Genomic DNA, 25,478 nt, shown 5'->3' on the forward strand with positions numbered 1-25,478 from the left:
CAAGCGCCACACGATCGACCAGCCGAGCAGCCACGGAACACCACCCCTGGTATCCGTTGAACCGCCAACACGGCCCAAAGTCAACGGCATTGGATCTAACCTCGCCGTTCGAACATGGCCTTCTGTCGCGTCGGGTGGGCGTTTTTCGCCCGATTCGCCCCCGCACGTTGCGCCGCGGATATCGTCCATCTCATCGTCCGTGAAGGTGATGTTGCAAGGGAGATTCCTGGATCGTGCCCCGGCCCCGCGCCGAGGTGACACAGGTCACATTTCTCCGTGTCACTGGCGGTCGAGCTGCCTCGTCCCGTGGGTGTAACCAACTGACGAGCACGGAGGAACACACCATGGACGCGCGACTCGACTTCTTCGCCGCTCCCGTCTCCGGGAAGGCCCTCAAGTACTTCATGTCCGCGGGCAAGGTAATCAGGGAGTCGGGGCTGCCCGCCGACCTGCAGGAGCTCGTGTCCGCCCGGGTGAGCCAGATCAACGGCTGCGCCGTCTGCCTCGACATGCACGCCAAGGAGGCCGTCGCCGCCGGGGTGAGCCCGGCGAAGCTGGCGCTGGTGCCGGCGTGGCGGGAGGCCGCCGTCTTCTCCGAGGCCGAGCGGGCCGCGCTGGCGCTCGCCGAGGAGGGGACGCGGGTCGCGGACGCGGCCGAGGGGGTCAGTGACGAGGTGTGGGCGAACGCCGCCAAGCACTTCGACGGTGAGCGGCTCACCGCGCTGGTGATCCACATCGCGTTCATGAACATGGTGAACCGGATGAACATCATCACCCGCCAGCCGTGCGCCGGTGACTACGTCGCCGGGCAGTTGCACTGAACGGCAGCGGCGCGGAAGATCACCAGGAGACGAGAAGGGGTCAGGAGATGGACAAGGTCGAGGAATTCGCGGAGCTGCGGCCGCTGCTGTTCTCCATCGCCTACCGGATCCTGGGCAGTGTTAGCGAGGCCGAGGACGCGGTCCAGGAGACCTGGCTGCGGTTCGAGGCCTCGCCGACGCAGCCGGCCTCGGTCAAATCCTTCCTCTCCGCCGTCGTCACCCGCATCGCGATCGACGTGTTGCGGTCGGCCCGGGTCCGGCGGGAGGAGTACGTCGGGCCGTGGTTCCCCGAGCCGCTGCTCGCCGACCCTTACGAGGACCCGGCGCGCTCGGCGGAGCTGGCCGACTCCGTGTCGACGGCAGCGCTCCTGCTGCTGGAGCGGCTCAGCCCGCTCGAGCGCGCGGTCTTCGTGCTGCGCGAGGTGTTCGACTACGGCTTCCCCGAGGTCGCCTCGGCGGTGGGGCGCTCGGAGGACGCGTGCCGCCAGCTGGCCGTGCGGGCACGGCGTCACATGAACGCCGGCCGTCCCCGCTTCGAGGCGGACCGCAGGGAGCGCGCGGAGCTTGCCGACCGGTTCTTCGAGGCCCTCCGCGAGGGCGACGTCCTCGGCCTGCAGCAGCTGCTCGCCGCCGACGTGTCGATGGTCGGCGACGGGGGCGGCAAGGCCCCGCAGCTGGCCAGGGCGATCGCGGGCGCCGACAAGGTGGCCCGGCTGCTCGCCGCCGTCTTCCCCGAGCTGGCCCGGATCGGCCTCACGACCGAGCCTCGCGAGATCAACGGCCAGCCGGGCGCGATCTTCCGCGACCGGGACGGCAAGGTCCTGCAGACCATGGTGCTCGACGTGCTCGACGGTCAGATCCAGGCGATCCGCCTCGTGCTCAACCCCGACAAGCTGGGCCACGTCGGCCCGGTCTCGGACGCCTGGTCGTTCTCCCGAGAGCTCAAGAAGTCCCGTCGCCACCCAGACTGACCGCGTCGACTGACGGCCTTTTAGAGGGTCCGCCAGTAGGGCGCTGGCGGACCCTTTCAGTGCGAGCGGTGGTCGGTGGAAGGGATTCCGGTCGGCAGTGGCCTCGCTATGCTCCGTCCGGTCGCAGCGAGGTGAGGCCTGCCATCTCGTCTTCCGAGAGCCGCAGCGCGCCGGACGCCACGTTCTGCGCGAGGTGGTCGAGGTCACTGGTCCCCGGGATCGCCAGTACATGCGGCCCCTGCTGCAAGGTCCAGGCCAGCCGGACCTGCGCGACGGACACACCGTGCGCGCGGGCGACGGCGCACACCGCCTCGTGGTCGCTGGCAGCTGGACCCGCCTCGCGCCCGGGACCTGCGATCGCGAAGAACGGGACGAAGGCGAGGCCGAGTTCACCGCAGAGCCGCAGGAGTGCCCGGTCCTCGCTCGACGCACCGATCCCGTAGGGGTTCTGCACGCAGACGACCGGGGCGATGGCCCGGGCCTCGGCCAGTTGCTCGGACGTGACGTTGGAGATGCCGAGGTGGCGGATATGCCCGGCGTCGCGCAGTTCGGCCAACGCGCCGAAGTGCTCGCCGATCGAGCCGGTCCGCCTGCTCGGTGGTACGCGCAGGTTCACCACGTCCAGGTGATCACGCCCGAGTTGGCGCAGGTTCTCCTCGACCTGGCCGCGCAACTGCGTCGGCGCGGCCCACCACCACGCGCCCGAGGGATCGCGGCCTGGCCAGACCTTGGTGGTGATGACCAGATCCTCCGGGTATGGCGCCAGCGCCCGGTTGATCAGCTCGTTGGCGGAGCGCGTCGCCGAGAAGTAGAACGCGGCGGTGTCGATGTGGTTCACGCCGAGCTCGATCGCCCGCCGGAGCACGCCGATCGACCGATCGCGGTCACGCGGCACGCCGCGGTCGAAGGGCGCGGTACCCGTCAAGCGCATCGCGCCGAACCCGACGCGGTTGACGGTCTGGTCACCAAGTTGCCAAGTACCCGTGGCAGGCGAGGTGTTCGTCCGTGGGCTCATGACATGGATCTCCTCTTGCGGCTAGGAACAAAGAACCGATGGGTGGGGCGCGGCGCGTTCAGGACGCTCGACAGGGCGAGGGCCTCGAAGCGGGTCCACCAGTACCGAGGCAGGCGGGCCCCGGGCATGAAAAAAGCCTCCCCGGCGGATCGGAATCCGCGCCGAGAAGGCTCACGTGATGACCAGCATTCTAGCAGGGCAGGGCGTCCACCAGCAGGTCATCGGATACAAGGGCTTCGAGGGCGGGTGTCCCAGCGATAGAGGGACCAGGCGCGTCGGATGAGGCACCGGACGGTGATGATGGCGCTGGCCAGGGCGATGATGAACTCGATCGGAGCTATTCGTCGCTCGGTGCAGCGGCCGACCCAACCGCCTGGCTCAGCGGATGCCGACGATTGCACCGCCGCTACGAACGCAAGGCCAGCCACTTCCTGGCCTTCACTGCCCTCGTCGCCACCCTCATCTGCTACCGCGGACCGCCCAAATAGTAGCGGCCGACGTAGTGGTAGTTCGCGTTCAGGCTGTCCGGCGCGGTCTTGATCGGGGCGAGCGCGTCGAACGGTGCCACGTCCAAGTCCCGGATCACGTCGGTGTAGTCACCGCTTAACGTCGGTACGTTGATCACGCCCGGGGCAGTGCCCTTCTCCACCCAGTCCATCAGCGGCTGAAGGAACTCTGGCACGCCGATCTCCGACGGACTGGTGTCCGCTTCCGGACCGAACAGGCAGTGGTAGCCCGCCGGAATCATGTACAGCCGCGTGTAGGCGTCGGCGCCACCCCGCTTCTGCACCGCCCGGTAGTAGTCCAGTGTGGAGAACGGCGGGATGTACGGGTCGGCCCAACCGTGGTACATGATCAGCTTGCCGCCGTGCGCCCGGAACGCTGACAGATCGGGGTTGTTGGCGTTGTACAGGGCGTTGCCGAGCAGGTTGAGCCGGTCGTACGTGGCCGGGGTGAACCGCACGTCGGTGAGCTTGAAACGGCCCGGCAGCACGGTCGGGTAGCCCAGGTACTTGAGGTAGTTGAAGGCGATTTTCCCGGCGTTGCCATCCAGGGGTGATCCGGACCGGACCACGAACTGGTCGATCCAGCCGAGCTCGGACCCGTACGGCATCCCCCCGTTGTAGAGGCCGTGCGGTCCGCGGTAGAAGGCCACCACGGCGGCTACCTGCGCCGGTGTCAGGCACGTCGGCCGGTCCACGTCCGGCGGGCAGCGCAGCGACGACGGCTGGAAGCCGCACTTTCGAGGGTCCTGGATGACGTCGCCGCACGTCTTGACCACGGCGTCGTGCAGGGTGGGGATCTTCTCCGGGCCGAGGATCTGTTTGCCGTGCGCGTCGGTGTTGCGGGTGGCGACCCAGGCCTCCAGCAGCGCAAGCGGCGCCTCGTTGTTGGCCGGGGCGCCGGCCAGGATGCCGTCGAAGTCGGCCGGGAACCGCTGGGCCAGGTTGAGACCCTGGCGGCCGCCGGTCGAGCAGCCGTCGAAGTACCGGTATGCCGGACCGTGCCCGTAGTACGCGGTCATCAGTGCGTCGGACGCCAGCCGCAGCCGGTGCTCGGACGTCAGCCCGAACTCGATGCGGGCCCGCGGGTCGCGGCCCCAGGTGGCCGGCTGTGCGCCCGCGGGGTCCCCGGTGTGCCCCGTGTCGTCGCCGGCGACCACCAGCGTCTTGTCCTTTGCGGCAGGGCAGCTGAACCCGAACAGCGGGAACCTCAGGTCGGGGACCGCGCCGCACAGGCCGCTGCATCCCTGCTGGACGTACTCGCCGGTCCAGCCGCTGACCGGCAGCTTGACGGTGAACTTGGTGGCCGGTTCCAGCACGCCCTGGACCTGGCAGTAGCCATCGGCGGCGGTGGCCGAGGTGACCATTCCCTGCGGGACGTGGGCGGCGGTGAGCCCGGCGCAGTTCAGCGGGGCAGGGCTGTGGGCGGCGGCGCTCGCTCCGCCCAGCATCAACGGGACCGCGACCAGCAGGGTCAGTAATTTCCGGATCATCGTGCTCCCTCCTTCATCGAGGGACGCTATGACCGATACGGGTTCAGCGGATCGGTCCCGGGATCGGACCCGCGGTCATCCCCGAGGCTGAGGAGCCGTGCCGGGGCGCACCAGACCGGTCTCGTACGCCAGGACGGCCGCCTGCACCCGGTCGCGCAGGCCGAGCTTGGTCAGGATGGCCGACAGGTGCGTCTTCACCGTCGCCCGGCTGAGTGTCAGCTCCTGTGCGATCTCATCGTTGGACAGCGCCCGCGCGACCAGCGTCAGCACCTCGATCTCGCGCTCGCTCAACGCGTCCAGCGCGGGCGGAGCGGTACCGCCGGGCAGCTTGTCGGCGAATCGGTCCAGCAACCGCCGCGTCACTGTGGGCGCGAGCAGTGCCTCTCCGCGGGCCACCAGCCGGACCGCGGCGGCCAGTTCGTCCGGCCGGATGTCCTTGAGCAGGAAGCCGCTGGCGCCCGCCCGGAGTGCGGAGAACACCGGCTCGTCCAGGTCGAACGTTGTCAGGATGATGATCCGGGCCGGATTGTCGGCCGCGGCCAGCCGGCGGGTGGCCTCGATGCCGTCCATCCGCGGCATCCGGACGTCCATCAAGATCACGTCCGGGACCAGCGACTGGGCCAGCGCGACCGCCTCGATGCCGTCACCCGCCTCGCCCACCACCTCGAGGTCCTCGCGGCTGTCGATGATCATCATGAAGCCGGCCCGGACCAGGTCCTGGTCGTCGGCGATCAGCACACGGACGGTCACCGCCGCATCTCCTTGGGAATCATGCCGCTTCCATCGGCAGTTCGGCACGCACCCGGAAGCCGCCGTCGGGACGCGGGCCGGCGTCGAGGGTACCGCCCAGCAGCCGGGCGCGTTCCCGCATGCCGACGATGCCCCGACGCCCGGACCCGTCGGCCCGTCCGACCGGGCGCGCCGGGCCGTCGTCGGATATCTCCAGCCGCACCGAGCCCGGTTCGTGCCGGACGATCACCCGGACTCGGGTGGCCTGGCTGTGGCGCAGCGTGTTGGTCAGCGACTCCTGCACGATCCGGTACGCCGACAAGTCCACCGCGGCCGGCAGCGGCAGGGCCGCCGCGTCCCGCTCCAGCTCCACCCGCAGCCCGGTGGCCTGCAACGACGTGGCCAGCGCGTCGAGTTGGTCCAGCCCTGGCTGTGGCGCGTCGGTTTCCGGATCCTCCTGCGGGCTCATCGTCTGCAACAGCAGCCGCAGCTCGGACAGCGTGGACCGGGCGGCCCGGTCGATCGACACGAGCGCCTTGCGGGCCAGGTCGGGCCGGGTGTCGAAGACGTCTCCTGCAGCGCCCGCCTGCACCACGATCACCGACACCGTGTGGGCCAGCACGTCGTGCAGCTCCCGGGCGATCCGCTCCCGTTCCTGGGTGAGGATGCGGCGCGCCAGATCCTGTCGGCGCAGCGCCCTCGTACGGCCCAGCTCGCCCAGCGTCCAGGCCAGCGACGGCCCGGCCATGGCCAGCAGCATGTTGGTCCAGTCGCCATGCACCAGCTTCCACGGCGTGCCCGCCAGCAGTAGGCCCAGCACCCACAGCGATCGGGTCGGCGGGCGGACCCGGGCGTAGCCGACCAGCACCGCGGCGACCTGGCCGAGCCAGCCGATGTCGGGGCTGAGCAGCTCGATGCCGACACCGGCGAGGATACCGGCGGCCATCGAGAACTCGGGGTGGCGGCGCATCTGCGCGACCGCAGCCGCCTGCACGGCGGCGCAGGCCAGCGCGAGCGCGTAGCCGGCTGCCGAGTCCGGGCCGGTCGGCGTGACCACCATCAACGCCACCAGCAGGACGAAAAAGCCGGCGGCCGCGCCCGCGTCGAAGCGAAGACCGCATTTCTGCACACAGTGATCGTAGGAGGCGAGGCCGGCCGCGACATCGGTCCGGAGAACGACCCGCGGTTACATCCCCGGGCGCACCGGTTGGGACACGTCTGGTGCAGAACCGCTTCGTGCAGACGGCCCCATACGCCGGCTCGCGGGCTCGCCACCATTGAGCACCCCGAGCACCACCGGCTTCTCCGGCACTTCGCCACCTGGCACCAGGTGCGCCGCCTGCTGGCCGCGGCGGAGAAGGGGCCGCTGGGGCGCTCCCAGACCCACCAGGCCAAGCACGAGACCACCCAGGCCGGCGCCTTCCTCACCTGGCTCGCCGAGCGAGGCCGCACCGTCGAGCACTGCCGACAGGCCGACCTCGACACAGGATCGTCACCGTCCGCAAACGTCGGCTTCACCGTCGCGCCTGGCGCCGTTGCCTGCGAGGCCTGTCGGCGAATGTGGTGCAGCGATGCCGGGCATTTCCCGGCACCGCGCGAAGGGCGCTTGTGCCCCGGCCGGCCGGGGCACAGCCGGATGATCCAGCCACTTCGGCGGGCCGCCAGTCGGACATGTGCGTGTAGTGCTGGGCGGCGTTGCCCGGGTCCACGCGCCGTTGGGGTAGCGCATGGTGTGGAGGAGCGTGCCGCGGTTATCGTCGGAGGCGAAAACGAGTTGGTGTCGACGGTCATGTATTTCGGCTCTGGCGCTGATCTTGTGACGCGGCCGGGTCAGGGTGCGAGGAGTACGCGCTTGCGGAGGAAGTCGAGATTGGCTCGTCCGAACCCTTGCCTTTTGAGTAGTTTCGTCCTTGTGACCTGGCCGGAGCTCCAGGGGGTGGAGAGCCCGGCGGTGACGGCGTCGATGTCGCGACTCAGTCCGGTGATCGGGGAGTGCAGGGCGGGCAGGTCATCGGCGAGGACGCGCTCCATCCAGGCGGGCAGTTGGTCGCCCCGCAGGTCGCGCATCATGGAGGCGAAGTCGCGGACGTGGTGGGTGACGGCGTCGAGTTCGGGGCAGCTGGTCCGGATTTCCTTGAGATGAGCGGCATCATCGGCTGTCAGGTTTCCGGGGTCCGTCATGATCTAGCGGACGATACGGCGCGGCCGTGAAGCCGGGCGGGGTGCGGGTGGGGCGGCGGTGACAGCCCTCGTTCCACCGCTGGTGGAGGTGGGGCTTGTGCTCGTCCAGGATGGTGGAGCGGTTCGTCGCTTTGGCCAGCAGTTCGTCGATGCTGGTGGCGCGGGCGAAGCGGCGCACGGTGGACCGGTCCAGCTGCAGTGGCCGGCAGATGTTCTCCAGCGTGCTGCCGGCCTCCAGGAGCTGTCGCACGGCGGTGTAGCGTTCCCTGGTCCGGGTCACCAGTCGGCGTTCTCGTCCGCAGACGTCGAGCATCCCGGCCGCCGGTGCCGGCGGTGTCAGCCAGATGTCGTCGCTGGGCGGTGGGCCGGGCGGTATGGTGTTTTCGAACGCGGCCCGGATGCAGGAGTGGTGGGCGCCGACGGTCTCTTCCACGGCTTCGCCGAGGTTGTGCCACGAATGCCAGGCGTCGGCGACCTGCTGGGCCTGTGGGGCGCCGCTGCGGGCGCCGTCGGTATAGGCCCCGGCCCGGTCCCGGCAAATGATCTCCACTTCTGGATGGCCCTTCAGCCATGCGGCCAGCGGTTTGGTATTTTGACCGGGCAGCACGTCCACCGGACGCCGTCTCTCCAGGTCCACAAGGATCGTGGCGTACGAGTCCCCCTTCCGCAGGGCGAAATCATCGACACCGAGCACACGGATCTGTCCGACGGGATCTTCCGGTGTGGCCCGGACCAGACGTAACAGGGTGTCTTTGGCGACGCGCAGGCCCAGCATCCCGGTCAGACGGGCACCCGCACGACCGGCCAGTGCGAGAGCGATCGAGGTCAACTGCTCACGCATCAGTGGCGTGTAGCGGGCATGCGGACCCGTCAGCCCCGCGATCTGCTCGGCGAACGTCACTGCCGGGCACGCTGGGTTCGGACACTTGAACCGCCGCATCAGCAGCTCGATCATCACACTGGCGCCACCGACCGCGGCATCCGCGAGCCGTCGCATGTACCGGCCGTGCACCCGGTCCGAGGCACTACCGCAGCGAGGGCAGTTCGCACCCGCCGAGCGGGCCCGCGCATGCATCGTGAGCACCCCGGCCGCAGTCCGCTCGACCAACTCCACTACGACACCGGCCAGATGAGGGAACAACACCTCGACACTCTGCGAAGAGCACGCGAACCATGATCACAACCAGAACTAGGGCAGGCGGGCCAGCAAGTGGGCGTCGAGGAAGCCCCGTTCGGAGGCCGGGTCGTGGAGCAGCCGGGCGAACGCGTCGAGCCCGGCCCCGGCCAGCAACTCGGCGAACCGGTCCACCGGCCAGCTATAGGCGGGCGTCACCTTGTGGTCGAAGCGGACCGGCTCCGGTGCGTCGGTCGCGAAGAACGAGACCAGGAGCAGGCCCCCTGGTGCCAGGGCACGTACCTGCTCGGCGAGCAGCGCGGGCAATTCCTCAGGCGGGGTATGGATCATCGAGTAGTGGGCCAGCACGCCGCCGAGAGTGCCGTCCTCGACCGGCAGGGCCTCCATCCGCGCTTCGTCGAACCGCAGCGCCGGATGGGCCCGCCGGGCGTGGTCGACCATGCCCGGGGAGAGGTCGAGCCCGAAGGCGTCCAGCCCCAGGTCGTGCAGCATGGCCGTCAGATGTCCCGGCCCGCACCCGACGTCGGCTGCCCGCAGGTTCCCCGTCCCGCGCACCAGCTCGGCGAAGATGCCGATCGTGTTCCGCGAGAACGGCTGCGTCTCCACCGACGAACCGGCCATGGCCGCCGAGTTGGAGCGGGTCACGACTGCCCCGGGTGCGGGCGGGATGCTTCTGGTCCCGCACCGCGCGCCGGGCATGGATGAGAGTGTGCTGCCCGCCGACTACCAGGCGATCATGAAGATGGTGGCCGTGGCCTCGGATCCGGTCCCGGCCAAGGACATCAGCGTTCAGCTCGGCAAGGGCACCGCGCCTGGGCAGGTGGAGCCGGTGCGTGACAAGCTCAGGCGCCTGGCGGACCGGGGCTGGCTGTACCGCACCCCCGCTGGCCGCTTCACCGCCCTGCCGCAGCCGCCTGCATGACCAGCATCAGCCGAATGTCGGCGTAACGCGCAGGCCTCCGACGGGAGTTGGGGATTCCATGCGAAAGAACACCAGCCCCGCCGAGGGCACTGACGGCCTTGTCTACCAGTGCCGCCTGCCGCTGTCGAGCGCCACCCTGGACCTCGTCTCCGGCCTGGTCCGCGGTCACCTGAAGAAGATCCGCTCCCGCTGGCGCAAGCTCCCGCCTGGCCGGATCGCTCTCATCGCCCTCGCCGTGCTGCGCCACGACCAGCGGCTTTCCGACCTGGCGGGCGGCAACGGCATCTCCGCCTCCACCGTGCGCCGCTGGCTGCTGGAAGTGATCGAGCTGCTGTCCGCCCGTGCTCCGCGCCTGGACCGCGCCCTGAAGAAAATCGCCCGCAAGGGTGGCGTCGTCGTGCTGCTCGACGGCACCCTCGTGCGCACCCGTCGGCGCACCGAGGACGAGAACCGGCCGAACCATTCAGGCAAGCACAAGGCCCACGGCCTGCTGTTCCTCGCCCTGACCGACGAGCGCGGCAACCTTGTGTGGATCTCGGTGGCGAAGCCGGGACGCTCCAGTGAGATCACCACCGCCCGCCATAACAAGATCACGACCCGCCTGCGGGAAGCCGGCCTCGGCGCCCTGGCCGACCTCGGCTTCATCGGCCTGGACGACGACCCCGACGACCCAGTGATCGTCACCGGCCGCCGGGCGAGTCGCGGTCATCCGCTCACTGCCGCTCAGAAGGAGGCGAACCGGCTGGTCAGCCGCGAGCGCGCGGCGAACGTGTACGGCTTCGCCGACCTGAAGAACTGGCGGATCCTCACCAAGGTCCGCATGAACGCCCGCCACGCCACCACACTCCTGCGGGCCCTCCTCGTGCTGACGAATGCCGAGGTCAAACGGTGACGGGCAATTACCCAACGCGGCGAGGGTAAGGCGTCGCGGCCGGCGCGAGCACCCCGGCCTCGGCCCACGCCAGCCCCATGACCTGAGCTTTAGGTTGGACGATGTCTATTGTCAGTGCGGTGCGCTTCACTGTCCGCCATGGAGCTCACGCAAGCGACCGTCAACGACCTGCTGGCCCAACTCGGCCCGGGGAACGGCTACATCTACCTGCCCAGCGACCTGGACCCGCAGGACCTGACCGACCTGCTCGCCGACAGGTACGGTGCCCCGCGCACCCTCGTCCTCGACGGCTTCACTGATCCGACGGTCGACGACTCCCGGGGCGCGGCTCTCCTCGTCCCCTTCGAGGACCGGGCCGTGATGATACGGGCGTGGGCGTATGGAGATCAGTGGGTCGGCACGGGTACGGCGCGGGACGCCGAGGGGGCCGAGCGGCCGGTACTGGTGGTCGCTCACAGGGAAGTGCCAGAACCCTTGGCGGTCGCTCCGGATGAGGACGAGGACGTCGACTGGATGGAGCGGCTCAGACGAATCACCGGCTGGACACAGCCCGCCCAGCGGCCGCACGTGGACTGGGCGAAGGTGGAGTCGCGCCTGGGCACCGCGCTGCCGAGCGACTACAAGCGCATGGTCGAGACGTTCGGCAAGGGCGCCTTCGACGGATATCTGGACCTGAATCAGGAGCCGTGGACGGGTCTCAGAAGGGACGGTCTGCTCATCTGGGCGGGCACTGAGCACGAGAACCGGTACTGCTGGAGGGCCGACGGCGATGACCCCGACCGTTGGCCTGTCGTGGTCCGGTCCTTTGATGGCGAGGACGTCCCCTTTGACTGCCAGGCCGCGGAGTTCGTCTGCCGCATCCTCATCGACCCGCACCACCCATTCACGATGGCCCGCTATTTCGACACCCACTGGTTCATGAACTACCGGGAAAGCGGCTGACCGAACCCCGCCGCCAACGGCCCCCGGCTCTCCTCGGAGCCCACGAGGCACTACACACCCGGCATCGCGATTCCGGCGAACCGGCAACGCGCCGGATGATCACCTGCTAGCGATCACGCCCACGACCGGCACGAGCATCTCAGCCCCCGCTCACGCCAGCCACATGACCAGCGAATTCAGGTTGAACAACGCTCACTGCCAGTCCGCCTGGGAGTAGTACCAGTTCGCCGGGAATCCCGAGGACGTGGGGGCCGCGTACGCGAAGACCGTCCCGCGCCTCGATCTTGACGGCCAGCAGTCGGCCAACACCTGGCACTGACGTAGCCGGAGCGGTCGGCACCGATTCAGCCCCACCTGTCAGAGTTCAGCTGACACAGGTCAGCGCCGGTTAGACCCATTGGGGTCAATGGGTCCATTCCTCCGCCGGGGTGTCCACGCCGTGGCGGGCGGCGCGCAGTTCGGCCAGGAGCGCCAGGACCTCGTCGCGGGCGGCGGCCGCTTCGGTGCCGGCGGGCAGCTCGGCGCCGGGGGAGTCGAGGATCAGGCGCAGCGCGTGCAGCCGGGCGGCGAGGCCGGGACCGTCGAGCTCCCGGTGCCAGGCGACCAGCTTCTCGGCGGGGGCGGTGCGGGCCAGCTGCGCCCACTGATCGTTCAGGCAGGCCAGCGACCACACAGCGGCGCGCGGGCGCGGCTCGTTGGCCCGGCACCAGGCGTCCCCGGCCCGGTCGCGGGCGCGCTCGGCGCGCTGCTTCTCGGGGTATCGGTCGCTTCGGTAGCTGGCGGCGTCGCGCTCCAGGCGCACGAACCGGCTCTCTGCGCTCGTGCGGGAGGCGAGCCCGAGGGAGTCGGCGACCTGCCAGGACGCCCCGCGCCGCCGCGCGGCCCGGGGTCAGGTCGCGCTCCAGGGTGTCCAGCGTCGCCTGTGCCTCGTCGAGCTGGGTGAGCGCGGCGAGGACGTCTTCGGCCGGCACCTCCGACTGCTCCTGGTCGTCGAGGCTGTACCGGTCGGCGGCCGCGCGGACCGCGTGCATGGGGTGTGACACTGGTAGGAGTCTGTGATCGAGTGATCTGAGTTCCTGGGTCCGCGTTGAATCAGGTCACTCTGCGTCGTCGGTGAGTCCGAAGGCTTCGGCGACGGCGTCCAGGAACTCCCGCCGCTCCGCCGCCGGCTCGGCTGCCGCTACCCGGTGGACAATTTGGGCGAGCGAGTGTCTTTGATCGGGGGCCAGCTGGTCGAGGGTGCAGCCACGAAGTCGAGCTGCTTGGCGGCTGCGCGGGGTTCACCGTCCTCGTCAATGGTGCTGTCGATGAACCGTGTGAGCTCGACGAGGAGCTCGGTCAGCGTATGCACGAGGGGAGGTTCGTGTCGGCCAGGTCCGCGCCGGGCAGGTTCGCTAAGGCCAGTTCCGTGCGGGTCAGGGTTGCGAAGGTCTGTCCTACCGCAACCGTGATGCCCGAAAATGTATCTCTCATCCCGTGCTCGATGCTCCGGGGCGGGTGAGGTTCCGGGGCACGGCGGCCTTGGGGGGACGGACATGAGTACTTGGGCGGTGCCGGGATATACCGAGTCGCTGGAACTCGGTTCGGGGGCGAGCGGACGGGTCGTGCTCGCCGTTCATGTGGAGACCGGGGTTCCGGTCGCGGTGAAGTACCTCAGCGACTCCCTGCTGACCCAGCCGGGCTTTGTGCAGGGGTTCCGCTCGGAGGCGCGGCTGCTGGGCGGGCTGGAGAGTCCGTACGTCGTCGGCCTGTATGAGTACGTCGAGAGCTCCGACGGGGCCGCGATCGTGATGGAGCTGGTCGACGGCATCTCGCTGCGCACCCTGCTGATCAGGCAGGGCCCGCTGGTGCCGGAGGCGGCGCTCACCGTCCTCAAGGGCTCGCTGCTGGGGTTGGCCGACGCGCACCTGGTCGGTCTCGTCCACCGCGACTACAAGCCGGAGAACGTCCTGGTCGGCACGGACGGGTGCTCCCGCCTCGTCGACTTCGGCATCGCGGTGGACTCCGGCGTCAGCGCGGGCATCGCCGGGACCCCGGCCTATATGGCGCCGGAACAATGGACCGGCGCGCCCGCCTCGCCCGCCGCCGATGTGTACGCGGCCACGGCCACCTTCTTTGAGTGCCTGACCCGCCGTAAGCCGTACCAGGGCGAGAACTTCGCCGAGCTGGCGCTACGGCACCTGGAGGCGCCGATTCCGGTGGCGCAGGTACCGGAGGCGGTACGGGGTCTGGTGGCGCAGGGCCTGGCGAAGAACCCGGCGGAACGGCCCGCAAACGCCGAGGAGTTCGTGCGGGAGCTGGAGGTGGTGGCGGGGGCGGTGTACGGGCCCGACTGGGAGGAGCGCGGCCGCGAGGCGCTCGCCGCGCTGGTTGCCCTGCTGCCCCTGTTGTTGCCGTCGGGGCGTACGTCCCCGGCCTCCACGACGGACTTCGCCCTGACAGTGCTGCGTCAGCCCTCCGTGGGAGTCCGGCTGCGGCCGTGGCTGCCGGGCAGGGCGGCACTGGTGCTGTCGGCGGCCCTGGTGCTGCTGGGCGTACTTCTGGCCTACGGTGTCCAGCCGGACCCGGTCGTTTCCTCGCGCGAGGCGGCGCGGGCGCTGGCGACGACCAGCGTGGGACCCGGGCCCGACCACGTCGCGGAGTTGAGCGAGACGCCCACGCCGTCGGCCACCACGACCGCCCCGACGGCCCCCGAGTCACCCACCGATCCGGCCACGCCGTCGACCCCGCCTCCGCCGGTCGATCCGTCACCCCCGGTGAGCACGACCCCGACCACCCCCGACGTCGATCCGCCGCCCCCGCCCCCGACGCTCGTTGAACTCCTGGTGCCGGACCTCCAGTCGACCAGCCCCACGACCGCCACGGCGACGTTCAGGATCCGGATGGTCGGCGCTGGGCCGCTGACCCTCACCGTCGCCTGGTTCACCAGCGGCGAGCCTGGCGGGCCGTTCACACCCGACGGCCCAGCGGAGACCTTCAAGCGCACCGGAACGAACAGGGGCAATAACGACTTCATCGTCACCGTCCCGCACGCCTTCCAGACGGATGCCTGCTACTGGACCGTGCATGCGACCACCGACCCGACGTCCCCCGACGGCGTCAGGACCGTGCAGGTGGAGCAGAGGTGGTGTGTGGTGCCATGAACACCCCCGAAGACCAGGTTCCCGAGGAGCCCACCCCCAGACTCGGCCCAACCGAGGCCGAGTACAGCGCCACGGTGCTGGCCAGCCACTGGTTCACGGGCCCGGAACAGGAGGAGGCTACGGCGACGGTGCCGGAGCAGGGGGAGCCCTCCGCGACGGTGCCGGTCGGGGGGTTCACAGGCCCGCGGTGGCAGGTGTCCCCCGCAACGGTGCCGGACCGCGTGGAGGGCACCGTCCTACGATTCGGCCCCGGTGTCACGGCGGCGGCCTACCGTATCCACAGCACGCTGCCCGTCACGCCCCCGCCCGTCCCGCGCAGCGGCCTGCGCCGCTACGCGCTCCCGGCGCTGGTCTTCCTCTGCGTCCTCGCCTTCCTGGCGTGGCAGCGGCTCGGCCCCTCGGTGGAGGTACGAGACGTGTCGGTCACCGCCCGCCCGGCAGAGCTGGGCTGCGGCGAGACGGCGCAGATCCTTGCCCAGGTCACGACGAACGGCCGCCCGGGCACGTTCACCTACCGCTGGTTCCGCAGCGACGGCACGTCCTCGGACGTCCTGCGCGAACGCCTGCCCCGCGGCCAACGTCACGCCACCCTCAGCCTGCGCTGGACCTTCGAGGGCAAGGGCCACCAGGCCGGCCGAGCGGAACTCCGCGTCCTCACGCCGTCGATGCGCACGGCGGTCACGAGGCTGACATACGACTGCCGATGACCTCGCGGTGGCCTGTTCGGCCGAAGTGGCCACCGCCGAGGTTGGCTTTGTCCACGAGAATGGACAGCAGATGTACACCGCTTCCGGAGGCACCCCGATCGGCGACTGTTCGATGTTCACGAGAATGAGCAGCACGCTGTCTGCACCCAGCGGGCCCGTCGGCAAGCCTGCTTGCCTCCGGGGACGGGAGCCGTCACGCGCATCTCCGAACTCGAGGCGCAGGGGTGAACCGCCCTGAAGAAGGGCGGCGCAGCCCGGTTGCGGTGACGGCCGTGACTGCCTGTCAGGCGCGGCTCGAGGCCGGCTCCGGTTCCAGCTGCGGAGCGGGGGTGCCCAGGGCCGAGAGCAGGCAGCTGGCCGCTACTGCCGCCATGGCCCTCGGCCTGCTCTCGGGTTCGCGCCCCGGCTCGTCGTGTTCCATCGCCGGTGGCCTAGCCGCGCACGTGCAGCCCGAAACCTGTGCGGCCCGCGGGCTCCAGTCCCTCCTTCAGGTGCAGCGAGGGGATCTCGTAGTCGCCGAAGTTCTGCCGCCGGAACGCGATCGGCTCGGTCGACTCCAGGGTAAGCAGGCGCTGTTCCCAGGCCTTGGCGACGTCCGGGTAGTCCTCGTCGCTCATCCGGTCGGTGCCGTACAGCACGAACGGCGGCAGCACCTCGATTCCCGGGTAGTAGAGGATGCCGTGGTGGATCGGGAACAGCAGATCGTCGATGGGGCCGTTGATCCCGCGAGCGGCGTAATGCGACTCCGGGCCGCCGGCGGTCACCGACAGCAGAGCCTTCCTGCCCGCGAGGGTGCCTTCACCGAAGCGCTCGCCGTACCTGGTGTCGCTGTGCTCGCCGACGCCGTAGGCGAAGTGGTAGGTGAACACCCGGTCCACCCAGCCTTTGAGGATCGCGGGCATCGTGTACCACCACAGCGGGAACTGGAAGATGATCGTGTCGGCCCACAGCAGCTTCTCCTGCTCGGCGAGGACGTCCGCGGTGAGCGTCCCGGCATCGAAGGCCCGGCCCGAGTCCAGGGCAACCCTCAGCGGACGTGAGGCGTGGGGGCCGTAGTCCGCGGCGTCCACGACCGCCTTCCAGTTCATCGCGTACAGATCGCTCACCCGTACCTCGTGCCCGGCGCTCTCCAAGGTGGACACCGCGAGGTCCTTCAGCGAGCTGTTGAGCGACTTCGGCTCCGGGTGGGCGTAGACGATCAGCGTCTTCATGGGAACTCCTTCGGATCGGGTGCCCTCGATCCTGGACGCCGCGGTGTCCGGTGTTCAGGGGCGCTGCTTCCATCGGACGGGACTTCCTGGTAACGGCAGGACCACCTTCACGGGCACCACCGAGGCCATACTGGGCGCATGGACGATCTTGCGGGCTTCCTGCGGACCCGGCGTTCCCGGGTCGACCCGGCGGCCGTCGGCATCCCCACCGACAGCCGCCGCCGGGTCGAAGGGCTGCGCCGCGAAGAGGTCGCGCACCTGTCCGGAGTCAGCGTCGACTACCACGTACGCCTGGAGCAGGGCCGCGCCACCCAGCCCTCCGAGCAGGTCCTCGACGCGCTCGCCCGCGTCCTCGGCCTCGACGAGACCGAACGCGGGCACCTCTACCGGCTCGCCCGGCAGCGCCGCCGCGCGAAGACGCCGGGCGGGCGGGTCCGGCCGGAGCTGCTGCGCGTCCTCGACCTGGTCGCCGACGCGCCCGCGCTGATCATGGACCACCGCCTGGACGTGCTCGCCGGGAACCGCCTCGCCGGGCTCCTCCTGGGTCGCCCGACGCTGGGTCTGAACACCGCCCGGCACATCTTCCTCGAGGAGGCCGAGCGCGGCCTTTACGCGGACTGGGAGAAATGCACCCTTGACGTGGTTGGGCACCTGCGCCTGGCCGCCGGCAAATACCCCGACGACCCCCGCCTGGCCTCACTCATCGGCGAGCTAGCGATGGGCAGCGAGCGTTTCCGCCGCCTCTGGGCCCGCGCGGACGTGCGCGCCCGCACACATGGACGCAAGGCGTACCGGCACCCCCTGGTCGGACTGCTGGAACTGCACCAGGAGAACTTTGCACTGCCGGACGAATCAGGCATCGAGCTACTGGTGCTGTCCGCGGCTCCCGGCAGCCCCGCCGAGGACGGACTGCGCCTGCTCGCGGGTCTGGGCGCGGACATCGGTGACGCGCATCTCCCAGTGAACGCGCAGATCCGCGAGTAACACATCGACGTCCGCGCACCGCCGGCCGCGCGGCTCGCCTGTGCTGGTGCGGGGTGGCTTGGGCGCCGGGTGGGACGGTCACTGTCACTGTGATCGTGCTGCGCTGTTGGGATACTGGCGTGGCGTTCGGCGGTGGGAGGGTGAAGTGGGGCTTTTGGATTCGTTCTCGGCGGTCGTGCTGGTGGAGCGGCATCTGTTCGCGTTGGTCGACACCGACCCGGAGAGGGAGGACACCTTCTCGCAGGTCCCGGGCAACTTGACGTTCTTGGCCCATGAAGGCTCGGTGGTGGTTGCGTCGGACCTGGAAGACCAGATGGCCAGGGTGAGGGTGGAGTTGTGGGACTCGGTGCCTGATGCGCCGTCGGGAGAGGGATTCGCAAGCTTGGGGGAGCCGCGCACTGTTTCTTTTGAGTCTGGGGAGATTTAGCTGGTCAATCTGATGCTGGAGCCGGCATCAGAGGAGTATCAGCTCACCAGTCCCGGCCCCTACCGGGTCCGTGTGTGGGCCGGCCCGCAAGTGGAGGATCCCACGGAAGAGCTGGCTGCGTATCGCTTCTTCGAGCACTTCGTGATCCAGCTGTGGACGTGAGACCAGCGGTGGGGCGGCAGCGCGTCGGCCGTCCCACCATGGGTGGCTACTTCACGTTCACGTAGAAGGCATCGCCGTCAAGGATGCGGTCGTCGTTGTACCAGCTGGCGAGCCGAGAGCCCGCCTTCTGGTTGTCACCGCTCGTCAGCGCTCGCGTGGAGTAGTCCCCCTTGGCGTTGTAGGCGCCTTCCTTCGTGGTGCTGAAGGGATATTCGTCGCAGTCCTTGCCCTGGCTGGAGTAGTTCGGCCACTCTGCCTGGCAGGCCGCACGCGCCGTGTCGCGGTTCTGCCGCCGCAGTGTTGTGTCGTAGAAGACCCGGTGCAGTGGGGTGGAGGAGAGGGCTCCCGGTATCTTCTTGCCGGCCTTCGTGGGGATGGTTGTCTCCGGGTGGTTCTGGGCGTCCCATATGTGCTGCGCGGTCTCCGTGACGTCAGGATTGGCGCGGTCGTAGTTCATGGTGGCGCGGACGTCCGGGAAGATGCTGCCCTGCTTGTAGGTCGTCAGGTACGGGGCGCTGTCGAACCGGACTGTGATCTTGGGTTCGTCGAGCTGGACGTTGTGGCTGCCGTCCGAGATGAAGAAGGTGGCGGGTACGAAGTCGAAGGTATGGACCTTGTCCTTGCCGGTGCCGGAGGCTTCGTCCAAAGGGCACCCTCTGCGGGGACTCTTCGGGCTCGTGTGCGTGCACCCCCGCGTCGGCGCCGACGCTGCTTCCGGCCCGCTGAGTGACCTCCCCAGGCCCGTCCAAGGGTGGCTCGAAACGTTAACTGACCACCTGGGCCCGTCAGAAGCGGCCCCTAGAGTGATCACCGAGGCACCACTGAATCGTCAGACCCGGGGGAACCAGTGAGCAGTAAGCGAGCGATCCAAATACCCGCGCGCTGGGCATGCGCAGCAGTCGTCGTCATCAGCACGCTGACGGGCTGTGGCAGCCATGGCGGCCACGAGACGCCCGTGAAGGCGCCCACGGCCCAGCCGAAATCGGCCTCACGTCCGATTCACGATCCGCCGGCATCATTCGCCACGCGTCACTCCGTCCCGCTGCCGGATGACGCGATCGCCGGCCGCCTGACCGTGAGCGGCACGCTGAACTCGCCTCTGCCCGTGGCCCTCTACAAGACGACCGCCTTCATCGCCACAGCCAGACACATGCAGGTTATGGACACCGTCACCGGCACGGTCACAGCCCTCATCATCCCCGACAACACGCCCGTCGAATCAGCCGACGCATGGGCCAGCACCAATCACGCCGCTGCGCCGTTGCTCACTACGTCTCAAGGCACCCCGTCCGTCCTCGCCCCGTTCGTCGTCACGCAGACCGGCACCGGGACGCAGGCGAGCCACACCGTTGTCGAAGTCACGGCCACCAATGCGGACACCGGCCAGGTCATGTGGCGGCTCACACTTCAGCCGCCACAGTGGGACACCGGATCCGACCTGAGGGCCACAGCCATCGGCTCCGCTCACGGGATCGCCGTGATCCGTATCTCCACCGGCGACGACGACTACGCCGCCGCCTATGGCATCGACCTGAACCGTCCACGCCAGGCTTGGATGGTCGACAAGTTCCAGGCAAGCGCAGTCACCGACCAGACCGTGGCGGGAGCGGTGCTGGAGGACGAGGTCAGCGTCGACCAGCGGCCTGCCGGTTTCGACCTGACTACCGGCAAACGACTGTGGCAGGGATCGAACGGCACGTGGGTGGGCGCAGACCCGGCCGGCCCGCACCTGCTCCGCATCCACGGCAAGGACTACGACAGCGGGCACTCCTACGATCGGCTCGTCGACCCTCTCACCGGCCGCACCTTGCACACGCTTCCGGCCGACCTCGGCGACTCCGACTGCACGTACGACGACCGGAGCGTGCTGGTCTGCTCCGGCATGGGCAGTGAATCGCGCGTCGCCTACGGCGTGGACACCTCCAGCGGGAAGGTGCTGTGGCAGCTTCCCGATAAGCAAGCCGACCGTATCGCTCCCAAGATCACCACGGCCTGGCACGGACGTGTGTACGGTGAAACCGACCATGGTGCGATCGCCCTCGATGCCCGGACCGGCAAGGATGTGCCGAGCCCCGGGGCCGCGCCGCTCCTCGTCAACGAATCGACGGGCATAGTCCTGGATTCCGGTCTCGTCGCCTACCCCACCAGCAGCTGACACGGCGGTCAGGGCGGCCGACGGGACACCCGCGGCAGCCGCCTTGGCACCGCGGTCCGTAAAAGGGCCGTTCTGGCCGGTGAGGCGCGAGGTGGCGCTGGCGTGGTGCCGAAGAGAAGCCGGGCGCGGTTCGCTCCACGCTCGTTCGTCGGGGCGGTGGCGCTGGGCCACGGTGGCGGCGAAACAGGTGTGGGCCGATGGTCGACGCGCTACCAGGTGGAAATCGATCTGCGCGGGGACACGTCCGTGACAGTGCAGACGTACCGGTGGCCGCAGCCCGGACTGCGTGTGGCCCGCCTCAGTGTGTACGAGCCGACGACCGGCATCGCCCTTGGGTACCTGGGGGACATGCCCCGTCGGCCCCACCCAGCAATGACGGGACCGACGGCTGGCCCGGCTACAGGTAGCGGAGCAGGAGCTGCGCGGTGGGGTAGCCGCCGGTGAGCGGGTCGCCGGTGAGCTGGGTACGGACCGGGTACGCGGCACCGGCGGGAGCCTGTTCGCCCGACTCTCTACGAGGTGACGTGACGCGGCCAGGGCTGCATTTTCGCGTCACGTAACCTCACTGCGCATCGTCCCCTGAACCGCGGCGCCGCGTGGCAATGGTCGCGGCAATGATGGTCGCCGCGGCGGTGATGGTGGCCGCGATGATGACGTCCGTGTCTCCCCCTTGCTCAGTGGCGCCGAGTTGCGCCCGTCAAGCACCCTGACACGTCCGCGCAGGCCAGTCGACACGCAAAACTGCTGGCCAGAGGCGGGTGTCTAGTCGTGACGGCGTCCGGCCGCCCGGCAGGCGCATCACAGAATGTGCGGCCGTTTCTGCATAGGAATCCTGCGGGAAACGCTGCAGCTGGGAACGCCGGCCAGACGACCACCCGCAACGCGCCCACCCCCGGGGGCGCAGGGCCTACCACTTTCTGCAGCCGGTTCCTGACATCTTTCCCCGCCCACTCCTGGAAGGTCTTGCTAGAGGAACCTGGTCCCCGGCCGCACCGGTGTACGCAATCCGTACGACAGAAGATCCCCCGCGATTGCAAGGCCCCGCGCGTCGCTGGATGGGTTCGGCAAGTCGCAGCCACGGCCACCGATCATCCGTGCCGCGCTCCCGCTTACCCCGGCACGACGTTGGAGGCCGTACAGCCGTCGAGTAGGGCGGTGCGTTCGTCTTCGCGCACGCCCTCGATGGCGCGATCCGCGTCTGGACGCGGGGCCTGCTCCGCCGCGTTGACGAGCGCCCTCGCAGGCTCCGCGGGGTCGCCGCCCCGCTGTACGGTGGGTTCATCAGCGACATGACGGCCCTGCGGGACTTCGTGACCGACTTCGTGGACCACGCCGCCGACGACCCGGCCATGCCCCGGGGCGCGCCCACCAGGGCCGTGACCGCGCGGCCCGGCGCCCGGGGCAGGCAGGAGACCAGCGCTGTGAAGACACGACGGCGAACCGGGCCCACCGACGTGGTGAAGGCCACCGTCTTCGACCAGGACGGAGGCGCCTGTGTGCGCTGCGGAACCCGGGGAGCCCTGACCGTCCACCACTGCGGGAACAGGGGCATGGGCGGCGCCCGTGAGCCGGGGATCAACGCGGGGGCGTAGCGTCGGTGTGCTTCTGGCGGATCAGGTAGCGGCGCTCTCGGTAGCTGAGCCAGTCACGCCACACATCGCGTCGGTGCTGCGATTGCTGAGGCATCGCTGATGCGATCACTCCGCACAGGGCGAGGAACACGGTCACGTACCAGAGAGCCCCGGCGACCGCCGACCCGCCAATAGCAATCCCGCTGCCTACCGGCGTCGCGGCGCCAGCTGCGCGGGTACGGAACTCGGTGATGGACACCGGCCGGACCTCCGATCTAACTCTGTTCTGCGGCTTCACACTTGGGTCCGTAGCGCCCAGACCACGCTCGCGGGGGAAGCAGCTTGGAAACCATCCGCTACGTCCGAAACCCGGTGTAAGTTCCACGCCGTGACAACTGAGATCGAAGAGTGGCAACCCGGAACAGCCGAGGACCTGGTTGCCGATGCCTTGGCGCTCGGCGTCGACAAGGCCAGTCCGCGGATGATCACAGACTGGACAGAGGTCGGCCTGCTGGGTGCACCGGCTTTCCGTAAGTCGGCCCGGACCGCTTGGTCCGGGCCTCGCGCTGGTGTCTAGGTGTTGCGGGTCATGACGTTGGTGACGTGAGTTGTTGGCAGATCAGCTGGTGAGCAAGTTGTGCCGTCGCGAGCAGGTCCTCGCGAGCCGTGTCGACGTTGGACCGCACTGACAATCCGTGCCAGACGGATTGGATGAGCCCGGTCAGGGCTGCCGCGTTGGTGCCTGCGGTTAGTTCCCGGTCCTGGATCGCTCGTTCGATGCGTGCGAGGAGGGCCTGCTCGTTCGAGCTGTGCAGTTCGGCGATGTAGGCGCTGGTGTCGAGCGTGCTCGTGCTGTCGGTCATCACGGCGCTGCTGATGAGACATCCGGGGTGCGTGTCGCTTGGCTGGGTGAACTCGTGGACCGAGTCGGTGAGGATGCGTTCGATGACGGTCTGGATGTCCTTCGCGGCAACGGCCTGTTGGTAGATCTCGCGGTATCGCTCGGCATAGGCCCGTACCGCTTCCTCGAACAGTCCGGCCTTGCTGCCGAAGGCGGCGTAGAGGCTGGAGGTGGAAAGCCCCAGGGCTGCGGTCAGGGTCCGGGTCGAGGTGCCGGAGTAGCCGCGTCGCCAGAAGAGGCGAGCGGCTTCGAGGACCGCGCGGTCGCGGTCGAAGGCTCGGGGGCGTCCACGGTTGCGTTCGGTCACGCTTGCATTGTAGATCGTTCGCTCCATAATAGATTTATGGAGCGAACGATTCAGAAGAAGCTGTTGGTCGGCGGGGACAGCTGGGTCACGGTTGATGTGTACGGGGAGCCGGATGCCCCGGGCCTCGTCGTCGTCCCGGGCGTGATGAGCGATGCGTACACGTGGCGCCATGTTGCGGGGGCCATCGCGGCCTGGCCCTCAGTGGTCGTCGTGAACCGTCGGGGCCGCGCCCCCTCGGGGCCGTTGACCAATTCCTACTCACTGCGGACAGAGGTTGAGGACCTCTGTGTGGTCCTTGACGAGTTCGACAGCACGAGGGCTCTCTTCGGCTGGAGTTACGGCGGCTTGATCACCTTGCTGGCCGCCAACGAGCGCCCGATTCACCAGGTGATCGCCTATGAGCCGGTGATGCGGCCATTCGGACGTCATGCACTGCCGGACCTGAAGGTGGCAGAGGAGACGGTGGATTGGGATCGCTGCGTCGAGATCGTCAATCGGCAGATCTCCGGCTTCTCCGCGGCGCATGTCGAGGATCTGCGGGCCGATCATGACGGTTGGGCGATCTTGCGTCGCTTGAGCGGACCGCTGTACACCGAGCTCGGCGCGCTCAACGCGACACCACCTCCGGATGTGATGGCGCGACAGGCAGATCAAGTCGACCTGATCATCGGCCAGTGCAACCGCGGAACAGCCCCCTACGGAACGTCGTTCGACAACGTGCGGCGGCACGTCGCTCACGCCCGAGTCCACGAACTCCACGGTCAGGGCCACCTGGCCCACATTCAGGCGCCGGCAGGGCTTGGCCACCTGCTCAACACCCTCGCCGCCATCTGATGGGCACCCATGCCAACGCACCGCTCTCCATTGAGCTTGTCCTACCTTCCAAGCGTGGGCCTGAGACGGTCATTCGTAAGATCGTCGGGCCCAGGGGTTCCGGGTATGGCTGTGAGCTTGTCGCCGTCCGATGGCTCAAAAGACTTGGCCGTCCGGAGCCCCGCGACGACTCGACCGCTGATTGGGATATGCGACTCGATTGCTGTGTAGGACAACGTCGGCGAGGTCGTCTGCGGGATCGATGTGTGACGACGAGCTGGCGGAGGTGACCGTGCCCCAGATCTGGGCCGGGATGGACATCGGCAAGGAACATCACCACTGTGTGGTGATCGACGCGCAGGGCGAACGCCTGCTGTCGCGGCGAGTCCTGAACGACGAGAGTGCCCTGCTGGAGCTGATCGGTGACGTACTCGCTCTCTCCGAGGATGCGCTGTGGGCGGTGGACATCAACCACGGTGGTGCCGCCCTGCTCATCGGTCTGCTCCTCAGCCACGACCAGCCGATGGTTTACCTCACCGGGCTCGCTGTTCATCAGGCTTCGGCTGCCTACCGGGGCCAGGGCAAAACGGATGCCAAGGACGCCTTCGTCATCGCCGACCAGGCCCGCATGCGCAAGGACCTCGGCGTTCTCCGGCCCGGCGACGAGATAGCCGTCGACCTCAGGATTTTGGTCAGGCGCCGCACCGACCTGGTCAACGACCGCACCCGTCAGATCAACCGGCTCCGCGAACAACTCCTGGAGATCTTCCCGGCCTTGGAGCGTTCGCTCAGCCTGACAAACAAGGGGCCGATCCTGCTGCTGACCGGCTACCAAACGCCGGCCGCCATCCGCCGAAGCGGGGCCAGGCGCATAGAGACCTGGCTGAAGAACCGAAAGGTCAGAGGCGCCGCCTCTATCGCCCAGGCCGCCGTCGAGGCGGCTCAGGCCCAGCACACCGCACTGCCCGGCGAGCAGCTGGCTGCCTCGATGGTGGCCCGCCTCGCGAAGGGAGTGATGGCCCTCGAAGAGGAAATCGCCGAGCTCGACGCTCTCATCGAGGCCCGGTTTCACCAGCACCCGCATGCCGAGGTGATCCGCAGCCTGCCCGGCATGGGCGCCATGCTCGGAGCCACGTTCATCGCCGCCACCGGCGGAGACATGGAAGCCTTCGGCACCGCTGACCGGCTGGCGGCGTTCGCCGGCCTGTCCCCGGTGCCGCGCGACTCCGGCCGAGTCAGCGGCAACATGCGCCGCCCCCGCCGCTATCACCGCGGCCTCCTGCGGGCGTTCTACCTCTCCTCCATGGCCAGCCTGCGGTCGTGTCCCGCGTCGCGGGCGTACTACGAACGCAAACGAGCCGAGGGTAAGGGGCACAAGCAGGCCGTGCTCTTGCTCGCCCGCCGCAGAGCCAATGTTCTGTGGGCCATGATCCGCGACGGAGCGTGTTATCACGTTGCACCTCCAGTCACGATGGCTGCTTGACTTCCTGATT

At 68.9% G+C, this 25,478-nt stretch carries 28 protein-coding genes and 2 pseudogenes; 14 read left to right on the top strand and 16 right to left on the bottom strand.

Features of this window, described 5'->3' with window-relative positions:
* A partial coding sequence (locus ACH47Z_RS43475; protein ID WP_399084968.1) for a hypothetical protein occupies positions 1-189 on the bottom strand: 189 nt, incomplete at its 3' end.
* 155 nt (positions 190-344) lie between these two features.
* On the opposite strand from ACH47Z_RS43475, the gene ACH47Z_RS43480 reads away from it, so the two are divergent.
* Both ACH47Z_RS43480 and ACH47Z_RS43485 read left to right on the top strand, forming a co-directional pair.
* A complete protein-coding gene (locus ACH47Z_RS43480) occupies positions 345-821 on the top strand; it encodes a carboxymuconolactone decarboxylase family protein (RefSeq protein ID WP_399084971.1) in 477 nt (158 codons plus the stop codon).
* Positions 822-868: 47 nt separating this feature from the next.
* On the top strand, positions 869-1,792 hold the full coding sequence (locus tag ACH47Z_RS43485; protein ID WP_399084974.1) for an RNA polymerase sigma-70 factor: 924 nt from the start codon (positions 869-871) through the stop codon (positions 1,790-1,792).
* Positions 1,793-1,898: 106 nt separating this feature from the next.
* Here ACH47Z_RS43485 and ACH47Z_RS43490 read toward each other — a convergent pair whose 3' ends face one another.
* The 8 genes and pseudogenes from ACH47Z_RS43490 to ACH47Z_RS43525 form a co-directional block, all read right to left on the bottom strand.
* Entirely contained in the window at positions 1,899-2,807 is a 909-nt protein-coding gene (locus ACH47Z_RS43490) for an aldo/keto reductase (protein ID WP_399084977.1), read from the bottom strand.
* 218 nt (positions 2,808-3,025) lie between these two features.
* Positions 3,026-3,178 (bottom strand): annotated as a pseudogene (locus ACH47Z_RS43495) (IS5/IS1182 family transposase); the annotation flags it as partial.
* Between the two features lie 95 nt (positions 3,179-3,273).
* Entirely contained in the window at positions 3,274-4,803 is a 1,530-nt protein-coding gene (locus ACH47Z_RS43500; RefSeq protein WP_399084980.1) for a tannase/feruloyl esterase family alpha/beta hydrolase, read from the bottom strand.
* A gap of 75 nt (positions 4,804-4,878) precedes the next feature.
* Positions 4,879-5,553 (bottom strand): response regulator, encoded by a 675-nt coding sequence (locus ACH47Z_RS43505; protein WP_399084983.1) that lies wholly within the window; start codon positions 5,551-5,553, stop codon positions 4,879-4,881.
* A 19-nt stretch (positions 5,554-5,572) separates the two neighbouring features.
* A complete protein-coding gene (locus ACH47Z_RS43510; protein WP_399084986.1) occupies positions 5,573-6,661 on the bottom strand; it encodes a sensor histidine kinase in 1,089 nt (362 codons plus the stop codon).
* 701 nt (positions 6,662-7,362) lie between these two features.
* Entirely contained in the window at positions 7,363-7,713 is a 351-nt protein-coding gene (locus ACH47Z_RS43515) for a hypothetical protein (protein ID WP_399084989.1), read from the bottom strand.
* Positions 7,682-8,788: an ISL3 family transposase gene (locus tag ACH47Z_RS43520; RefSeq protein ID WP_399085063.1), complete on the bottom strand. Its 1,107-nt coding sequence runs from the start codon at positions 8,786-8,788 to the stop codon at positions 7,682-7,684. Before ACH47Z_RS43520 ends, ACH47Z_RS43515 begins: the two co-directional genes overlap by 32 nt.
* Positions 8,789-8,902: 114 nt before the next feature.
* A pseudogene (locus ACH47Z_RS43525) lies at positions 8,903-9,454 on the bottom strand (class I SAM-dependent methyltransferase); the annotation flags it as partial.
* Here ACH47Z_RS43525 and ACH47Z_RS43530 point away from each other — a divergent pair.
* The 3 genes from ACH47Z_RS43530 (at position 9,426) to ACH47Z_RS43540 (ending at position 11,604) form a co-directional block, all read left to right on the top strand.
* Positions 9,426-9,770 carry a hypothetical protein gene (locus tag ACH47Z_RS43530; protein ID WP_399084992.1) on the top strand — a complete coding sequence of 115 codons (345 nt, stop codon included), beginning with the start codon at positions 9,426-9,428 and terminating at the stop codon, positions 9,768-9,770. The pseudogene ACH47Z_RS43525 and the gene ACH47Z_RS43530 sit on opposite strands and share 29 nt — an antisense overlap.
* Before the next feature lie 58 nt (positions 9,771-9,828).
* Positions 9,829-10,662: a transposase family protein gene (locus tag ACH47Z_RS43535; protein ID WP_399084995.1), complete on the top strand. Its 834-nt coding sequence runs from the start codon at positions 9,829-9,831 to the stop codon at positions 10,660-10,662.
* A 138-nt stretch (positions 10,663-10,800) separates the two neighbouring features.
* Positions 10,801-11,604, top strand: a complete 804-nt coding sequence (locus tag ACH47Z_RS43540; RefSeq protein WP_399084998.1) for an SMI1/KNR4 family protein — start codon at positions 10,801-10,803, stop codon at positions 11,602-11,604.
* A gap of 403 nt (positions 11,605-12,007) precedes the next feature.
* On the opposite strand, the gene ACH47Z_RS43545 is transcribed toward ACH47Z_RS43540, so the two are convergent.
* Positions 12,008-12,406, bottom strand: a complete 399-nt coding sequence (locus tag ACH47Z_RS43545; protein WP_399085001.1) for a hypothetical protein — start codon at positions 12,404-12,406, stop codon at positions 12,008-12,010.
* Positions 12,407-12,425: 19 nt separating this feature from the next.
* On the opposite strand from ACH47Z_RS43545, the gene ACH47Z_RS43550 reads away from it, so the two are divergent.
* Positions 12,426-12,644 (top strand): hypothetical protein, encoded by a 219-nt coding sequence (locus tag ACH47Z_RS43550; RefSeq protein WP_399085004.1) that lies wholly within the window; start codon positions 12,426-12,428, stop codon positions 12,642-12,644.
* A gap of 140 nt (positions 12,645-12,784) precedes the next feature.
* Here ACH47Z_RS43550 and ACH47Z_RS43555 read toward each other — a convergent pair whose 3' ends face one another.
* Complete coding sequence (locus ACH47Z_RS43555; protein ID WP_399085007.1) at positions 12,785-12,955, bottom strand: hypothetical protein; 171 nt, start codon at positions 12,953-12,955, stop codon at positions 12,785-12,787.
* 184 nt (positions 12,956-13,139) lie between these two features.
* Between ACH47Z_RS43555 and ACH47Z_RS43560 the strand changes: the two genes are divergently transcribed.
* Positions 13,140-14,747, top strand: coding sequence for a serine/threonine-protein kinase (locus tag ACH47Z_RS43560; protein WP_399085010.1), 1,608 nt, complete (start codon positions 13,140-13,142; stop codon positions 14,745-14,747).
* Complete coding sequence (locus ACH47Z_RS43565; protein WP_399085013.1) at positions 14,744-15,454, top strand: hypothetical protein; 711 nt, start codon at positions 14,744-14,746, stop codon at positions 15,452-15,454. The genes ACH47Z_RS43560 and ACH47Z_RS43565 overlap by 4 nt, the downstream gene beginning before the upstream one ends.
* Before the next feature lie 431 nt (positions 15,455-15,885).
* Here ACH47Z_RS43565 and ACH47Z_RS43570 read toward each other — a convergent pair whose 3' ends face one another.
* Complete coding sequence (locus ACH47Z_RS43570) at positions 15,886-16,665, bottom strand: NAD(P)H-dependent oxidoreductase (RefSeq protein WP_399085016.1); 780 nt, start codon at positions 16,663-16,665, stop codon at positions 15,886-15,888.
* A gap of 138 nt (positions 16,666-16,803) precedes the next feature.
* Here ACH47Z_RS43570 and ACH47Z_RS43575 point away from each other — a divergent pair, with 138 nt between their 5' ends.
* Together ACH47Z_RS43575 and ACH47Z_RS43580 are read left to right on the top strand one after the other, a co-directional pair.
* Entirely contained in the window at positions 16,804-17,649 is an 846-nt protein-coding gene (locus ACH47Z_RS43575) for a helix-turn-helix transcriptional regulator (protein ID WP_399085019.1), read from the top strand.
* Positions 17,650-17,794: 145 nt separating this feature from the next.
* The gene (locus ACH47Z_RS43580) at positions 17,795-18,076 is read left to right on the top strand and encodes a hypothetical protein (protein ID WP_399085022.1); all 282 of its coding nucleotides are present in this window, start codon (positions 17,795-17,797) and stop codon (positions 18,074-18,076) included.
* 208 nt (positions 18,077-18,284) lie between these two features.
* On the opposite strand, the gene ACH47Z_RS43585 is transcribed toward ACH47Z_RS43580, so the two are convergent.
* Positions 18,285-18,884 (bottom strand): NucA/NucB deoxyribonuclease domain-containing protein, encoded by a 600-nt coding sequence (locus tag ACH47Z_RS43585; protein WP_399085024.1) that lies wholly within the window; start codon positions 18,882-18,884, stop codon positions 18,285-18,287.
* Positions 18,885-19,085: 201 nt separating this feature from the next.
* On the opposite strand from ACH47Z_RS43585, the gene ACH47Z_RS43590 reads away from it, so the two are divergent.
* Entirely contained in the window at positions 19,086-20,393 is a 1,308-nt protein-coding gene (locus ACH47Z_RS43590) for a PQQ-binding-like beta-propeller repeat protein (protein ID WP_399085027.1), read from the top strand.
* Between the two features lie 397 nt (positions 20,394-20,790).
* Here ACH47Z_RS43590 and ACH47Z_RS43595 read toward each other — a convergent pair whose 3' ends face one another.
* The gene (locus ACH47Z_RS43595; protein ID WP_399085030.1) at positions 20,791-20,949 is read right to left on the bottom strand and encodes a hypothetical protein; all 159 of its coding nucleotides are present in this window, start codon (positions 20,947-20,949) and stop codon (positions 20,791-20,793) included.
* A 733-nt stretch (positions 20,950-21,682) separates the two neighbouring features.
* Between ACH47Z_RS43595 and ACH47Z_RS43600 the strand changes: the two genes are divergently transcribed.
* Complete coding sequence (locus ACH47Z_RS43600; protein ID WP_399085033.1) at positions 21,683-21,985, top strand: hypothetical protein; 303 nt, start codon at positions 21,683-21,685, stop codon at positions 21,983-21,985.
* On the opposite strand, the gene ACH47Z_RS43605 is transcribed toward ACH47Z_RS43600, so the two are convergent.
* Together ACH47Z_RS43605 and ACH47Z_RS43610 are read right to left on the bottom strand one after the other, a co-directional pair.
* A complete protein-coding gene (locus ACH47Z_RS43605; protein ID WP_399085036.1) occupies positions 21,969-22,223 on the bottom strand; it encodes a hypothetical protein in 255 nt (84 codons plus the stop codon). The genes ACH47Z_RS43600 and ACH47Z_RS43605 overlap by 17 nt on opposite strands.
* A 328-nt stretch (positions 22,224-22,551) precedes the next feature.
* Positions 22,552-23,172, bottom strand: coding sequence for a TetR/AcrR family transcriptional regulator (locus ACH47Z_RS43610; protein ID WP_399085039.1), 621 nt, complete (start codon positions 23,170-23,172; stop codon positions 22,552-22,554).
* A 36-nt stretch (positions 23,173-23,208) separates the two neighbouring features.
* On the opposite strand from ACH47Z_RS43610, the gene ACH47Z_RS43615 reads away from it, so the two are divergent.
* Both ACH47Z_RS43615 and ACH47Z_RS43620 read left to right on the top strand, forming a co-directional pair.
* Positions 23,209-24,006 carry an alpha/beta fold hydrolase gene (locus ACH47Z_RS43615; protein ID WP_399085042.1) on the top strand — a complete coding sequence of 266 codons (798 nt, stop codon included), beginning with the start codon at positions 23,209-23,211 and terminating at the stop codon, positions 24,004-24,006.
* 241 nt (positions 24,007-24,247) lie between these two features.
* Positions 24,248-25,468, top strand: coding sequence for an IS110 family transposase (locus ACH47Z_RS43620; RefSeq protein WP_399085045.1), 1,221 nt, complete (start codon positions 24,248-24,250; stop codon positions 25,466-25,468).
* Positions 25,469-25,478: the final 10 nt, after the last annotated feature.

This window comes from Streptomyces sp. NPDC020192 (assembly GCF_044388685.1).
Taxonomy (GTDB): Bacteria; Actinomycetota; Actinomycetes; order Streptomycetales; family Streptomycetaceae; genus Streptomyces.